Here is a 14,475-nt window from a genome sequence, read left to right on the forward strand (position 1 = left end):
TCAGAGCCGTTCGGCCAGGGCGCGCGATGCGGTGGCCACCTGCTCGGCGAGCACCGGCTCCTCGATCGTGACGAGGGTGCCGTCGGCCACGACCGTTCGTCCGCCGACGAGAAGCCGCTTCAGCGGCGGCATCGATCCGAGACCGAGCGCGGCGACCGGATCGAGGATCCCCGCGTGCTCGACCCCATCGATGCGCCACACGGCGACGTCGGCGACCTTGCCCGGCTCGAGCGAGCCGATCTCACGGTCGCGCCCGAGCACGCGTGCGCCGCCGAGCGTCGCCATGCGCAGGGCGTCGCGGGCGCTCATCGAGTCCGCCCCGGTGCGCAGTCGGTTCATGAGCACGGCCTCGCGGATCTCGACGCCCAACTGCCCCGACTCGTTGGAGGCGGCGCCGTCGACGCCGAGTCCGACCGGCACACCCGCGCGCAGCAGGTCGCGCACCGGGGCGATGCCGGCCGCCAGTCGTCCGTTCGACGAGGGGCAGTGGGCGACGCCCGTGCCGGTGGCGGCATACCGGGCGATCGCAGGCTCGTCGAGGTGTACGCAGTGCGCCATCCACACGTCGTCTCCGAGCCAGCCGAGGTCTTCGAGGTACTGGGTGGGGGTCTTGCCGAAGTGCTCCGCGCAGTAGGCGTCCTCCTCGACGGTCTCGGAGGCGTGGGTGTGCAGGCGCACGCCGAGACTCCGGGCGAGCACGGCCGCCTCGCGCAGCAGGTCAGCGGTGACCGAGAAGGGCGAGCAGGGGGCGATGGCCACGTGCACGAGCGATCCGAACGACGCGTCGTGGTAGCGCTCGACCGCCTCCTGCGAGGCGGCGAGGGCGGCATCCGTCGTCTCCACGGCGAAGTCGGGCGGCAGCCCGCCCTGTGAGGCGCCGAGATCCATCGACCCGCGTGTGGCGTGCAGCCGGACGCCGACGGTCGACGCCGCCTCGACGATCGCGCCGACGATGTCGCCGGAGCCCCGCGGGAAGATGTAGTGGTGGTCGCCCACGGTCGTGCAGCCCGATCGGGCGAGCACGGCCATCGCACCCGCTGCGCCCACGCCGGTCAGTCCCGCATCGATGCGCGACCACAGCGGGTACAGCGCGGTCAGCCAGTCGAACAGGATGGCGTCCTGCGCGTACCCGCGGGTGAGCCACTGGTAGAGGTGATGGTGCGTGTTGACCAGGCCCGGGGTCACCAGGCACCCGGTCGCGTCGATGATCTCGGCGCCGTGGCGCAGCTCCCCCGGCGCCGGGCCGGAGCCGACCGCGGTGATCAGACCGTCGTCGACGACCATATGCCCGTCGGGGAATTCGCTGCCCGACGCATCGATCGTCGCGAGGTACCCGTGCTCGATGATCGTCCGAGACATAGGGCGGCTCCCGTCGATCGAGGTGGATGCCGCGGCTGGTCCACGCGGCGAACCCGTGTGAATCCGACGCTAAACCCGATGTGTTTCGGGCGGAATACGCTGTCGTGACACGAACCGACGAGCCGGAGGTGCGCCGATGCGGGTGAGCGGACTGGTGCTGGCGGCGGGCGCGGGCACCCGCTACGGCGGCCCGAAGGGGTTGGTGCGCGACGCCGGCGGGATCGCCTGGGTCGAGCGGGCGGTGTGGATGCTGCGCGCGGCCGCCTGCGACCCGGTCCTCGTCGCGGTCGGAGCGCAGGCCGGCGAGGTCGCGGCGCTGGTGCCCGCCGCCGCGACAGCGGTGAGCGTGGAGGACTGGGCCGAGGGGCTGAGCGCGACCCTGCGCGCGGGGCTGCGCGCGGCATCCCTCGACCCGGCGATCGATGCCGTGGTCGTCACGCCCGTGGACACGCCCGATGCGCCGGCTGCCGCCGTGCAGCGCGTGGTCGAGGCGGCCGCCGGGCGGACGGCACTGGTGCAGGCGGTGTACGGCGGGCGGCCGGGCCATCCCGTGCTCATCGGCCGCGACCACCTCGACGAGGTGTGCGCGTCGCTCACCGGCGACCGCGGCGCGCGCCCCTACCTCACGGCGCACGGCGCGCTCGAGGTCGAGTGCGGCGACCTGTGGTCGGGCGCCGACATCGACCGCCCGAGCGGACGGCGGGCCTGACCCCTCGGACGTCCCTTCGTCGCGCCGATGATGCGCGGCGCGGTGAAGGATGGGGGACGGGTGCGCCGTCCACCGTGGATGAGGCGGCGGCCCGCGGTTCAGCCGCCGAGCACGACGTTCAGCGGCCGTTCACCGGTGCGCATCCGGTCGATCTGGCGTTTCACCAGGCGTGCCACGCGGGGGCGCATGGCGGATGTCCACCCGCCGACGTGGGGTACGACGAGAACGCCGGGGATCGACCACAGCGGGTGGTCCGCCGGCAGCGGCTCGGGGTCGGTGACGTCGAGCGCCGCGCGGATGCGCCCGCGCGAGGCGTGCGTGACGAGCGCCTCCGTGTCGATGAGCGGGCCGCGACCGACGTTCACGATCAGCGCGCCGTCGGGGAGGGCGGACATGAACGCGTCGTCGATGATGTGCCGCGTGGCGGCGCCCCCGGGCAGCGAGGCGATGACGACCTCGGTCGTGGGCAGGAGGTCGGGCAGCTCGTCGACGCCGTGCACGGCCACTCCGTCCTCGACGCGGGCGCGGGATGCCACGGGCACCACCTCCACCTCGAAGCCGGCCAGTCGCGCGGCGATCGCCTTGCCCACGCCGCCGTACCCGAGCAGCATCACGCGGCGGTCGGCCAGGCTCGGAGCGTAGGCCGCCGCCCACCGACCCTCGGCCTGGTTCTGCGCGAACTCGCCGATGCGCCGCTGCCCGGCGATCGCGAGGCCGACGGCGAGCTCCGCGGTCGACGCCTCGTGCACCGACGAGGCGTTCGCGAACACGAGCCCGGGCGGGAGGATGTCGCGGACGCCCTCGTAGCCGATCGACTGGCTCTGCACCAGCCCGACCTCGACGCCCTCGAGGCGCTCGAGCACGCGCGCCATCGACATGTACGGGGGAACGACCATGTCGAACCGGTCGCGCGGGGCCGCGGCATCCATCGGCCACACCACCACCTCGACATCCTCGGGGAGCGGGGCGAGATCGCCCGCGAGTTCTTCGGTGGGCACGCTGACGACGAGGGGAGTGGGACTCACGCCTCCCACGCTACCGGCGCGCTGCCGACGCGGCGTCCGAGCCGGGCGCTACGCTCGCGCCGAGCACCCGTACCCGACCCGAGGAGCCTCCCGATGCAGATACCCGAGATCAACTACTGGGCGGTGATCCTCGCCACCCTGTCGACGATGGTGGTCGGGTCGGTCTGGTACGCGCCGCCGGTGTTCGGCAAGCGCTGGGCGGCTCTCGCGAAGGTCGACATGAATCGCGAGCAGACGACGCTGCAGGCGTGGCTGCCGATCATCGTCACCGTGTTCGTGAGCTTCGGCACGGCGTGGGTGCTGGCCGGCTCGATCACGATCGCGTGGCATTTCTACGGCGGCAGCTACTTCGCTTCGGCGCTCGTCACCGGGATCATCCTGTGGGCCGGTCTGACCGCCGCGCGCTTCATCACCCACGACCAGTTCGAGGGGCGGCCGTCGTCACTCACGGTGCTGAACATCGCGCACGAGCTCGTGACGTTCGTGGTGATGGCGATCATCATCGGCGTCTGGCCCCCCGCCGGCACCGTCTGAGCACGCACCTCGGTGACCGTCGAGACCCGACTTTCCCGCCCGGACCCGGCGCCGGGGCGGGGGGGTCTGAGCGGGAAACACGGGTCTCGCCGAAGCGACCTGCGGTGGATGCTGCGGGGCGGCAAACGACGCGGGGTGTGGATGCCGCGGGGCGACCGTCGACGCGGCGTGTGGATGCCGCGGGGCGGCGAAACCGGGTGCCTGCGGATGCCGCGCGTCAGGCCGCGGCGGCGACCACGGCGGCGACCGCCGAGGTGAAGAACGGCAGGCCGTCGATGCCGGAGCGCATGGCGGCGGCGGTGTCGGGGCCGAAGCCGGCCTCGACGGCGTGCTCGGGGTGGGGCATGAGGCCGACCACGTTGCCGCGCTCGTTGGTGATGCCGGCGATGTCGCGGAGCGACCCGTTGGGGTTCACACCCAGGTAGCGGAAGGCGACCAGGCCCTCGCCCTCGAGCCGGTCGAGCTCGGACTCCGAGGCGATGTAACCGCCGTCGGCGTTCTTGAGCGGTATGACGATCTCCTGGTCAGCCTCGAATTCCGCCGTCCAGGCGGTCGACGCGTTCTCCACGCGCAGACGCTGGTCGCGGCGGATGAACTGCTGGTGCGCGTTGCGGATCAGGCCGCCCGGCAGCAGGTGCGCCTCGACGAGCATCTGGAAGCCGTTGCAGATGCCGAGCACCGGCATCCCGGCGGCGGCCGCCGTCTTGACTTCCGACATGATCGGCGCGAGCGCGGCGATGGCGCCGGCGCGCAGGTAGTCGCCGTAGCTGAAGCCGCCGGGCAGCACCAGGGCGTCGACACCGTCGAGGTCGTGCGAACCGTGCCACAGGGCGACGGGTTCGGCGCCGGCGACGCGGATCGCGCGCTGCGCGTCGCGGTCGTCGAGCGAGCCGGGAAAGGTGATGACCCCGACGCGGACGGTCACTCGACCACCTCGACACCCACGACATCCTCGATCACGCTGTTCGAGAGGATCTCGTCGGCGATGCGGCGGGCCTCGGCGAGCACCTCGTCGGTGACCTCGCCCTCGACCGTGAGCTCGAAGCGCTTGCCGATGCGGACGGCCGAGAAGTCCTCGACTCCGAGGCGGCTGAGCGCTCCGGTGACGGCCTTCCCCTGGGGGTCCAGCAGCTCGGCCTTGGGCATGACGTCGACGACGATGGTGGGCATACGAGGCTCCGGATGTCGCGGGCAGGGAACCCGTCAAGTCTACGGCGCGCCCGCCCTCGTCCGAACCCGGGACGCGTGGATGCCGCGCCGCGGCCGATCGTGAACGCCGACCACGGCCCGTGATCCAACCGTGACACATTCATGGGAGCGCTCCCTTGACAATCATGGGAGCGCTCCCTTAGCGTTGCTGATTGTTCGTGGGACCGCTCCCACGACGGTCTCGAACCCGAGACGTTCACAGCACCAACACCGCCTGACACACAAAGGAGTGACAGTGAATTCACGCGCCTTCCGCCGGAGCGCCGTGGCCGTTGCCGCATTCTCCGCGTCCGCCATCGTCCTCGCCGGCTGCGCGAGCGGCGACTCCGAGGGCTCTGCCTCGACCGACGAGGAGATCACGCTCACGGTCGCCACGTTCAACGACTTCGGCTACACCGACGAGCTCCTCCAGGAGTACATGGACGAGAACCCGAACATCACGATCGAGCACACCCGCGCCGCCGAGTCGGGCGACGCCCGTGCGAACTACTTCGCGAAGCTCGGCAAGGGCGGCCTCGCCGACATCGAGGCCGTCGAGATCGACTGGTTCGCCGAGGCGATGCAGTACTCCGACCTCCTCGCCGAGGCGCCGGACTCGGTCAAGGGCCGCTGGCTCGACTGGAAGGAAGCCGCCGCGACCGACGGCGACGGCCGCCTCGTCGGCTTCGGCACCGACATCGGCCCGCAGGGCATCTGCTACCGCGCCGACCTCTTCGAGGCCGCCGGCCTTCCCAGCGACCGCGAGGGCGTCGCCGAGCTGTTCGACGGCGACTGGGAGCACTTCCTCGACGTCGCCGACCAGTACCGCGAGGCCACCGGCAAGCCGATGGTGGATTCGGCCAACTCGGTGCTCCAGGGCATCGTGAACCAGATCGAGTTCACCTACACCGAGCCCGACGGCACCGTCATCGCCACCGAGAACCCGGAGATCGCCGAGGCCTACCAGCTCGTCACCGAGCGCGGTGTGCCCAACGCGGCATACGCGGGTCAGTGGTCCGACGACTGGTTCGCCTCGATGGCCAACGGCGAGTTCGCCACGATGCTCTGCCCGGGCTGGATGCTCGGCGTCATCTCGGGCAACGCCCCCGACGTCACCGGCTGGGACATCGCCGACGTCTTCCCCAACGGCGGCGGCAACTGGGGCGGCTCGTACCTGACCGTCCCCGCCGACGGTGAGAACGTGGATGCCGCGCTCGCACTCGCTGACTGGCTGACCGCTCCCGAGCAGCAGATGAAGGCGTTCGCGAACGCCGGCACCTTCCCGAGCCAGCTCGAGGCCCTCGACAGCGCCGAGCTCGCCTCGGCGACGAACGAGTACTTCAACGACGCCCCGACCGGTGAGATCCTCTCGTCGCGTGCGGCGGGTGTCACGGTCGCGCCCTACAAGGACGCCGAGTACTTCAAGTACCACGACGCGCTCCAGAACGCGGTGACCCGTGTCTTCGACGGTGTCGAAGACGCCGACACCTCGTGGGACACGTGGGTCAACGAGGTCGGCGCGTTCTGACGCTGATCTGACCGGTCCTCGGACCGACCGGGTGCGTGCGGGTCTCCCTGCGACCCGCACGCACCCGGCGTCCTCACCATCGAGCCGGAACCGACCGGCCCCCAGCCCCGAGCCCTGATCCCCGACCCGGAGACGACATCGTGACCGCAACCGACACGCGCCCCCAGGCGCCCGCGGCAACGCCGCCGCAGCCGCAGGACAAGCGCGTCCGCGTGCTCTCGTTCAGCCAGAAGCTGAGCCGGTGGGATCTGAAGGTCTCGCCCTACCTGTACATCTCGCCGTTCTTCGTCATGTTCGCCGTCGTGGGCCTGTTCCCGATCGGCTACACGGCGGTCATCTCCTTCATGGACTGGGACCTCGTCCGCAACTCCGGCGAGTTCATCGGCTTCGACCAATACGCGTGGATCCTCTCCAATCCGCAGTTCTGGACCGCCCTGCGCAACACGTTCAGCATCTTCCTGCTCTCGAGCGTGCCGCAGCTGATCCTCGCGATCTTCATCGCGGCGATGCTCGACAAGAACATCCGCGCCAAGACCTTCTGGCGCACCAGCGTCCTGCTGCCCTACGTGATGGCCCCGGTGGCCGTCGCCCTGATCTTCAGCAACATGTACGGCGACAACCACGGGCTCGTCAACAACGTGCTCGCCGACCTCGGCATCCCGCCGGTGCCGTGGCACAAGGATCCCTTCTGGAGCCATGTCGCCATCTCGACGATGGTCAACTTCCGCTGGACCGGCTACAACGCGCTGATCCTGCTCGCCGCCATGCAGGCGGTGCCCCGCGACTACTACGAGGCCGCCACCGTCGACGGCGCCGGCGCCTTCCGCCAGTTCTGGAGCATCACGCTCCCGTCGCTGCGCCCCACGCTCATCTTCGTGATCATCACCTCGACGATCGGCGGTCTGCAGATCTTCGACGAGCCGCGCATGTACGACAACACGGGCGAGGGCGGCGCCGCCCAGCAGTGGCTGACGATCACGCTCTTCCTCTACAACATCGGCTGGCGCGAGTGGAACTTCGGGCGGGCTGCGGCCCTGGCCTGGATCCTGTTCCTCATCATCCTCGTCATCGGCCTCATCAACCTCATGATCACGCGCCGCCTCGTGCGTGACGAGGGCGGTCGCGGCGTGGTCTCCCCACGAAAGCGCCTGCTCGGCAAGAAGGGATCGGCCCGATGAGCACCACTCCTCCCCTCGCGATCGTCGAGCAGAGCATCCCGAACGCTGCGCAGCGCGGCTCCCGCAAGAACCGCACCACCCGCATCCGCGGCTACCGCGCGGGCTTCTGGGTCTACGCGGGCCTGGCCGTCGTGCTGGTCAGCGCGGTCTTCCCCTACTACTGGTCGCTCCTGATCGGGTCGGGCGACGCATCCACCATCAACGACCCGAACATGTCGTGGTTCCCGGGCGGCAACTTCCTCGAGAACGCCGCCGCCGTCGTCAACGACCCGGCCGTCGGGTTCTGGCGCGCGCTGTGGAACTCGATCTACAGCTCGACCCTCATCGCGGCATCCGTGGTCATCACCTCGACACTCGCCGGCTGGGCGTTCGCGAAGCTGAAGTTCCCGGGCAGCAAAGGGCTGCTGGTCTTCGTCGTCGCGACGATGGCCGTGCCGATGCAGCTGGGCGTCGTGCCGCTGTACATCCTGTTCGCCGACCTCGGCTGGACCGGATCGATCGGTGCGATCATCATCCCGGCGCTCACCAGCGCGTTCGGCGTGTTCTGGATGACGCAGTACCTCCAGCAGACCGTGCCGGACGAGCTCATCGAGGCCGCACGCGTGGACGGCGCCACCATGATGCGCACGCTGTGGACGGTGGGCGTTCCGGCCGCGCGCCCGGCCGCGGCGATGCTGTTCCTGTTCACGTTCGTGGGCGCGTGGAACAACTTCTTCTGGCCCTTCATCGTGCTCGACCGTCGCGACCCGACCCTGCCCGTCGCGCTGTCGCTGCTGCAGTCGAACTACTTCGTGGATTACTCGGTGGTGCTCGCGGGCGTGCTGCTGTCGACCATCCCGCTGCTCATCCTCTTCGCCTTCGCGGGCAAGCAGCTGGTGAGCGGCATCATGGCCGGCGCAGTGAAGGGCTGACCATCTGCGCCGCCCCGCGCCACAATTGATCCTGCAACCTCTAGAGAGGAATCCGTCGCCATGACCTCTGCCGTCGAGCGCGCCTTCCCGTCGAACTTCCTGTTCGGTGCAGCCACCGCCGCGTACCAGATCGAGGGCGCCGCCCACGACGACGGTCGCCGCGATTCGATCTGGGACGCCTTCTCCCGCGTGCCGGGTGCCGTCATCAACGCCGACAACGGCGACGTGGCGTGCGACCACTACCACCTCTACCGCGACGACGTCGCCCTCATGAAGCAGATGGGTCTGCAGACCTACCGCTTCTCCACCTCGTGGTCGCGGGTGCGCCCCGACGGCGGAGCCGTCAATCCGAAGGGCGTCGACTTCTACAAGCGCCTCGTCGACGAACTGCTGGGCGCCGACATCCTTCCGTGGCTCACGCTCTACCACTGGGACCTGCCGCAGGCCCTCCAGGAGAAGGGCGGGTGGGCCAACCGCGACACGGCCGACCTCTTCACCGAGTACGCGCTCGACATGCACGACGCCCTCGGCGACCGCGTGAACGTGTGGACGACGCTCAACGAGCCGTGGTGCTCGTCGTTCCTGAGCTACACCGCCGGCATCCACGCCCCCGGGCATTTCAGCATCGAGGAGGGATTGCTCGCCTCGCACCACCTGCTGCTCGGCCACGGCCAGGCGATCCGGGAACTGCGCGCCCGCGACGAGTCGCTGACGCTCGGCATCACGCTGAACCTCACGGTCGCCGATCCGGTCGACGCGAACGACCCCGCCGACCTCGACGCGGCGCGCCGCATCGACGGGCAGTTCAACCGCTGGTTCCTCGACCCGGTGTTCCGCGGTGAGTACCCGGCCGACATCGTCGAGGACGTGCGGAAGGTGGATGCCGCAGCCGTCGCCTCCTTCGAGGCGGCCGTGCAGCCCGGTGACCTCGAGACGATCGCGACGCCCATCGAGTCGCTCGGCGTGAACTACTACCACGGCGAGTACGTCGGCGGCCACGAGCCCGTCGACCCGCCGATCGGCGGCGACGCGCCCACCGATCGGCCCACCGGGTCGCCGTGGCCGGCCGGCCACGACATCTACTGGCACGAGCGGGGGCTGCCGCGCACGCCCATGCAGTGGGAGGTGCAGCCCGAGGGGCTCACTCGTCTGCTGGAGCGGGTGTGGACCGAGTACGCCGAGCCCGCCGGCACGGTGCTCTACGTCACCGAGAACGGCGCCGCCTACGACGACGTGGCCGTGGTCGAGGACGGGGAGACCCGCGTGCACGACGACGACCGCGTCGAGTTCGTGCGCGGCCACCTCGCCGCGATCCTCGATGCCCAGGATGCCGGTGTCGATGTGCGCGCCTACTTCTACTGGTCGATGCTCGACAACTTCGAGTGGGCGTGGGGCTACGAGAAGCGGTTCGGTATCGTTCGAGTGGACTACGAGACGCAGGAGCGTGCCGTCAAGGACAGCGGCCGCGAGTACAGCCGCATCATCGCGGCGCGCACGCTCGACGTCGCACCGGCGACGGTCGTGGCGTAGTCCGAGGGGGAGCACGCAGCAATGAGCACACACACGGTGAGTGGCACCGTCACCATCGAGGAGGTCGCCGCGGCAGCGGGGGTCTCCCGGTCGACCGTGTCGCGCGTCGTGAACGGCTCGACCGCGGTGAGCCCGTCGGCACTCCAGTCGGTGCAGCGGGCGATCGCGGAGCTCAACTATGTGCCCAATCGCGCGGCGCGTTCGCTGGCGAGCCGGCAGACCCACGCTGTCGCCCTGATCGTTCCCGAAGACACCACCCGGTTCTTCGGCGACCCGTTCTTCGCGGCGATCGTGTCGGGCATCAACGCCCGGCTGAGCAAGTCCGACTACGTGCTCAACCTCTTCATCGCCAGCGATGACCCCGGCGACAAGACCACGTCCTACGTGCGATCGGGCGCGGTCGACGGTGCGATCGTGGTCTCCCATCACACCAGCGACACGTTCATCGACCGGATCGCCGCGGCCGTCCCCGTCGTGTACGGCGGTCGCCCCGTGCGCGAGCGCGAGCGCGACTACTACGTCGACGTCGACAACGTGCGCGGCGCCCATGACGCCACGACGTACCTGATCGAGCAGGGCCGCAAGAACATCGCGACCATCACCGGACCGCTCGACATGCCCGCGGGCGTCGACCGGCTTCAGGGATACCGGGAGGCGCTCGCCGCCTGGGATCTCCCCGAAGGAGCGATCGCCGACGGCAACTTCACCGCCGACGGCGGCGCGGTCGCGATGCGGGAGATCCTCGCCGCCGGGGAGCGACCGGACGCGGTCTTCGCCGCGAGCGATCTGATGGCACGCGGAGCCCTGTCGGTGCTCGCGGCCGAGGGTCTGCGGGTGCCCGCCGACGTCGCGATCATCGGCTTCGACGACTCGCCCGTCGCCACCTCGGTCACGCCGCAGCTGACGACGATGCGTCAGCCGTCGTTCGCCCAGGGGGAGCGCATGGCCACCGTGCTCCTCGACCTCCTGGCAGGAAAGCACCCGCGCCACGTCACGATCCTCGAGACGGAGCTCATCGAGCGCGACTCCGTCTGACGACCGGTCGTGCACCCGATCCGAGCAGGATCGGAGAAGCATCGGCGCGCGCGGATTCGTAACGTGGAGGATGCCGCAGGGTGCGGCATCCCGAACCGGGACGAACACGCGAGGAGCCGGAACATGGCGAAGGCATCGACGGGCCTGTCGGCCGAGGAGCGCGCAGCGGTCAAGGAGCGCGCCAAGGAGCTGAAGGCCGCTCAGGACCGCGCGAGCGGCGAGCAGGCGGTGGCCGAGAAGATCACCGAGATGCCCGAGGCCGACCGCGTGCTCGCCGAGAAGGTGAGCGAGATCGTCGCGAAGGTCGCGCCCGACCTCGTGCCGCGCACCTTCTATGGGATGCCGGCCTGGTCGCGCGACGGCAAGGTGGTGGTGTTCTTCAAGGACGCCGCGAAGTTCAAGAGCCGCTACGCGACGCTCGGGTTCGAAGAGGCCGCCACCCTCGACGACGGGGAGATGTGGGCGACGTCGTACGCGCTGGTGGGGATCGGGCCCGACACCGAGAAGCAGATCACGGCACTCGTCGAGCGCGCGATCAGCTGACGGCGGGGGCTGCCGAGGCGGGGGCTGGTGCGGCCTCGGCGCGCAGAACGTTGTTCCACGGGTCGTCGAAGCTCAGCGCGCGGCCGTCGTCGCGCACCGCGAAGCCGTGGTGGCGGAGGCGCTCGCCCAGCTCGCCCAGGGCGTCTGCGCCGGGGAGCGCGAGGTCGACCCGGCCGAGCCCGAGCGCGGGCATGCGGGGTCCGGCGCCGCGGGAGTTCCACACGTTCATCGCCATGTGGTGGTGGTAGCCGCCGGCGCTGACGAACACGGCCTGGTTGCCGAGGGCCGCCGTCTCGTCGAAGCCGAGGGCGTCGACGTAGAAGGCGCGCGCGGTGGCGACGTCGCCCACCGACAGGTGCACATGCCCGACCGAGGCGGCATCGCCACCGGTCGATCCGAGCGAGGCCTGCTCGGTGAGGTGGGAGCGGAGGAACTCGTTCGGGTCGAGGTAGAGGGTCGCCATCTCCACCTGGCCGTGCACCCACGACCAGTCGGTGCGCGCGCGGTCCCAGTACAGCTCGATGCCGTTGCCCTCCGGGTCGGTGAAGTAGAACGCCTGACTCACCAGGTGGTCGGCCGACCCGGTGAAGGTGCCGGGAGCGTGACGGGCGACGCTGTACAGCGCCGCGGCGAGGGCCTCCTGCGTCTCGAAGAGGATCGCGGTGTGGAACAGCCCCGCGCTGCCGGGGGGCGCATGCCGCAGGGCGGGATCGTGGCGGAGCACGACGATCGGGAGTCCGGCGCGGCCGAGGGTGACTGTGTCGGCCTCCGCGCCCAGGACCTGCAGGGTCACGACCTCGCGGTAGTACCGGGTCATGGCGTCGAGGTCGCCGACCAGCAGCGTGACCGCGCCCATCGCTGTCGCCGCGGCGAGCTTGTCGGGGGCGGGGAGGTTCACGGTCGCGTCATTCACGTGTAGCTACAACCATTTTCGCGCGGCGACCATTCCCTGCATCCGCGGACACGTCCTGGTCGCGCGGGTCGCTGGTCGCGCTGGTCGCTGGTCGCGCTGACTTCCGTTTGCTGAGATCAGGTGATCTGCCGTATGCAGGACGTTTCGTGCTCGCCCCGGCCTGCTTTCGCCGGAACACCTGTTCTCGGTCAGTGGATGCCGGATGGGCTCCGCCGCGGCATCCACTCTTCGGTTGCTGAGATCAGGTGATCTGCCGTATGCAGGACGTTTCGTGCTCACCCCGGCCTGTTTTCGCCGGAACACCTGTTCTCGGCAAGGCAAGCCCGCAAGGCAAGGCAAGGCAAGGCAAGGCAAGGCAAGGCAAGGCAAGGCAAGCCCGCAAGGCAAGACAAGGCAAGCCAAGGCGGGCCAAGGCAGGGCACGCCCGCAAGGGGCAGGGCAGGGCGAGTGGATGCCGCGCCCGGCGCCCCGCGCTACTGCGGGTCGCCGCCCAGCTGACCCACGGCGGGGATGGGGCCGCCGTCGTCGGCGCCGGTCTTGCGCCAGCGGGCGATGAGGTTGCCGAGGTGGTAGATCAGCAGAGCGGCGGCCGAGCCGATGACGATCGCGCCGAGCTCGAAGTCGCCCCACTGCATGGTGAATCCGGCGATCGCGATCACCAGCGCGACCGCTCCGGTGTACTGGTTGACGGGCCGAGAGAAGTCCACGCGGTTGTCGACCCAGATCTTGATGCCGATGATGCCGATCAGCCCGTACAGGGCTGTCGTCACTCCGCCGAGCACACCGGCCGGAATCGAGTTGAAGATCGCGCCCACCACCGGCGACAGCGAGAGCAGGATCGCGAACGCACCGGCTACCCAATAGGCCGCCGTCGAGTAGACGCGCGTGGCCGCCATGACGCCGATGTTCTCGCCGTAGGTGGTGGTGCCGGAGCCGCCGAAAGCGCCCGCGAGCGTGGTCGCGGCACCGTCGGCGATCAGCGCGCGGCCGGTCTGACGGTTGACCGAGCGCGAGGTCATCGTCGCGACCCCGCGCACGTGGCCGACGTTCTCCGCGATGAGCACCAGCACGACGGGGAGGAACATCGCGATGACGCTCCACGTTCCGGGGGAGGCGAAGTCGGCGACCTGGAACGTCGGGAGGCCGAACCACTGCCCGTCGGCGACGAGGGCGTTCACGTCGGAGAAGTCGACCTCGCCGCGCACGAGCGCCGTGATGTAGCCGACGATCACGCCGAGGAAGATCGAGATGCGCCCGAGGAACCCGCGGAACAGCACACTGAAGAGCACGACTGCGACGAGCGTGATCGTGGCGGTGACGGGCGCGAGCTGGAAGTTGTCCCACGCGACCGGCGCGAGGTTGAAGCCGATGAGCGCGACGATGGCTCCCGCGACGACAGGCGGCATGAGCCGGTCGATCCACCCGATCCCGAGGAACTGCACCACGAATCCGACGGCTGCCAGCAGCACGCCGACCGCCACGATGCCCGCGAGGGCCGAGCCCATGCCCTGCGAGGCGGTGGCCGCGGTGACCGGGGCGATGAAGGCGAACGACGACCCCAGGTAGCTCGGCAGCTTGTTGCGCGTGATGAGCAGGAACAGCAGCGTCCCCACGCCCGAGAAGAACAGCGTCGTCGACACCGGGAAGCCGGTGAGCAGCGGCACGAGGAACGTCGCGCCGAACATCGCGACGACGTGCTGCATGCCGACGGCGACGGTCGCACCCCAGTTGAGTCGCTCGTCGGGGGCCACCACCTTTCCGGGCTCGACGGTGCGTCCGTTGCCGTGCAGGGTCCACGTGGGCATGGGGTCTCTCCTCGGTGGTGCGGGCCGCGTCTCGCGCGCGCCGGTCGACCGATCAGGCTACCGCCGTGTCCGCGTGCGGTTCGGGATGCCGCGCCCGGCGCGGCGCGCGGGGCGTCGCCGACGCACGCGTCGCGGGGCGGCGGAGGGCGGCGGACCGTAGGGGCGGCGCAGCACGGCGGGCGCGGCATCCGTCATCGAATCGTCATGGTCTGCGGGG

14 protein-coding genes are annotated in these 14,475 nt (G+C 70.2%); 8 read left to right on the top strand and 6 right to left on the bottom strand.

Features of this window, described 5'->3' with window-relative positions:
• Positions 1-1,359 carry an 8-oxoguanine deaminase gene (locus tag HQM25_RS00870; protein ID WP_172988486.1) on the bottom strand — a complete coding sequence of 453 codons (1,359 nt, stop codon included), beginning with the start codon at positions 1,357-1,359 and terminating at the stop codon, positions 1-3.
• A 136-nt stretch (positions 1,360-1,495) separates the two neighbouring features.
• Here HQM25_RS00870 and HQM25_RS00875 point away from each other — a divergent pair, with 136 nt between their 5' ends.
• Positions 1,496-2,068 (top strand): nucleotidyltransferase family protein, encoded by a 573-nt coding sequence (locus HQM25_RS00875; protein WP_172988487.1) that lies wholly within the window; start codon positions 1,496-1,498, stop codon positions 2,066-2,068.
• 98 nt (positions 2,069-2,166) lie between these two features.
• On the opposite strand, the gene HQM25_RS00880 is transcribed toward HQM25_RS00875, so the two are convergent.
• The gene (locus tag HQM25_RS00880; protein ID WP_254359467.1) at positions 2,167-3,093 is read right to left on the bottom strand and encodes a 2-hydroxyacid dehydrogenase; all 927 of its coding nucleotides are present in this window, start codon (positions 3,091-3,093) and stop codon (positions 2,167-2,169) included.
• 93 nt (positions 3,094-3,186) lie between these two features.
• Between HQM25_RS00880 and HQM25_RS00885 the strand changes: the two genes are divergently transcribed.
• Positions 3,187-3,627 carry a DUF1761 domain-containing protein gene (locus HQM25_RS00885; protein ID WP_172988488.1) on the top strand — a complete coding sequence of 147 codons (441 nt, stop codon included), beginning with the start codon at positions 3,187-3,189 and terminating at the stop codon, positions 3,625-3,627.
• A gap of 217 nt (positions 3,628-3,844) precedes the next feature.
• Here HQM25_RS00885 and purQ read toward each other — a convergent pair whose 3' ends face one another.
• Positions 3,845-4,552 (bottom strand): phosphoribosylformylglycinamidine synthase subunit PurQ, encoded by a 708-nt coding sequence (gene purQ / locus HQM25_RS00890; RefSeq protein ID WP_172988489.1) that lies wholly within the window; start codon positions 4,550-4,552, stop codon positions 3,845-3,847.
• Positions 4,549-4,797: a phosphoribosylformylglycinamidine synthase subunit PurS gene (gene purS / locus HQM25_RS00895; protein WP_172988490.1), complete on the bottom strand. Its 249-nt coding sequence runs from the start codon at positions 4,795-4,797 to the stop codon at positions 4,549-4,551. The genes purQ and purS overlap by 4 nt, the downstream gene beginning before the upstream one ends.
• Positions 4,798-5,071: 274 nt before the next feature.
• Here purS and HQM25_RS00900 point away from each other — a divergent pair, with 274 nt between their 5' ends.
• From HQM25_RS00900 to HQM25_RS00925, 6 genes are all read left to right on the top strand, one after another.
• Positions 5,072-6,343, top strand: coding sequence for an ABC transporter substrate-binding protein (locus HQM25_RS00900; RefSeq protein ID WP_172988491.1), 1,272 nt, complete (start codon positions 5,072-5,074; stop codon positions 6,341-6,343).
• Between the two features lie 140 nt (positions 6,344-6,483).
• Entirely contained in the window at positions 6,484-7,521 is a 1,038-nt protein-coding gene (locus HQM25_RS00905) for a carbohydrate ABC transporter permease (protein WP_172988492.1), read from the top strand.
• Positions 7,518-8,432, top strand: coding sequence for a carbohydrate ABC transporter permease (locus tag HQM25_RS00910; RefSeq protein WP_172988493.1), 915 nt, complete (start codon positions 7,518-7,520; stop codon positions 8,430-8,432). Before HQM25_RS00905 ends, HQM25_RS00910 begins: the two co-directional genes overlap by 4 nt.
• Before the next feature lie 60 nt (positions 8,433-8,492).
• Complete coding sequence (locus tag HQM25_RS00915) at positions 8,493-9,962, top strand: GH1 family beta-glucosidase (RefSeq protein WP_172988494.1); 1,470 nt, start codon at positions 8,493-8,495, stop codon at positions 9,960-9,962.
• A 21-nt stretch (positions 9,963-9,983) separates the two neighbouring features.
• Positions 9,984-10,997, top strand: a complete 1,014-nt coding sequence (locus tag HQM25_RS00920; RefSeq protein ID WP_172988495.1) for a LacI family DNA-binding transcriptional regulator — start codon at positions 9,984-9,986, stop codon at positions 10,995-10,997.
• A gap of 123 nt (positions 10,998-11,120) precedes the next feature.
• Positions 11,121-11,540, top strand: coding sequence for an iron chaperone (locus HQM25_RS00925; RefSeq protein WP_172988496.1), 420 nt, complete (start codon positions 11,121-11,123; stop codon positions 11,538-11,540).
• Here the strand turns inward: HQM25_RS00925 and HQM25_RS00930 are convergent.
• A complete protein-coding gene (locus tag HQM25_RS00930) occupies positions 11,533-12,396 on the bottom strand; it encodes a VOC family protein (protein ID WP_172991431.1) in 864 nt (287 codons plus the stop codon). The two genes, HQM25_RS00925 and HQM25_RS00930, sit on opposite strands and share 8 nt — an antisense overlap.
• Before the next feature lie 530 nt (positions 12,397-12,926).
• Positions 12,927-14,258: a uracil-xanthine permease family protein gene (locus tag HQM25_RS00935; protein ID WP_172988497.1), complete on the bottom strand. Its 1,332-nt coding sequence runs from the start codon at positions 14,256-14,258 to the stop codon at positions 12,927-12,929.
• Positions 14,259-14,475: the final 217 nt, after the last annotated feature.

It is taken from the genome of Microbacterium hominis, from assembly GCF_013282805.1.
In the GTDB taxonomy this organism is placed as follows: domain Bacteria; phylum Actinomycetota; class Actinomycetes; order Actinomycetales; family Microbacteriaceae; genus Microbacterium; species Microbacterium hominis_B.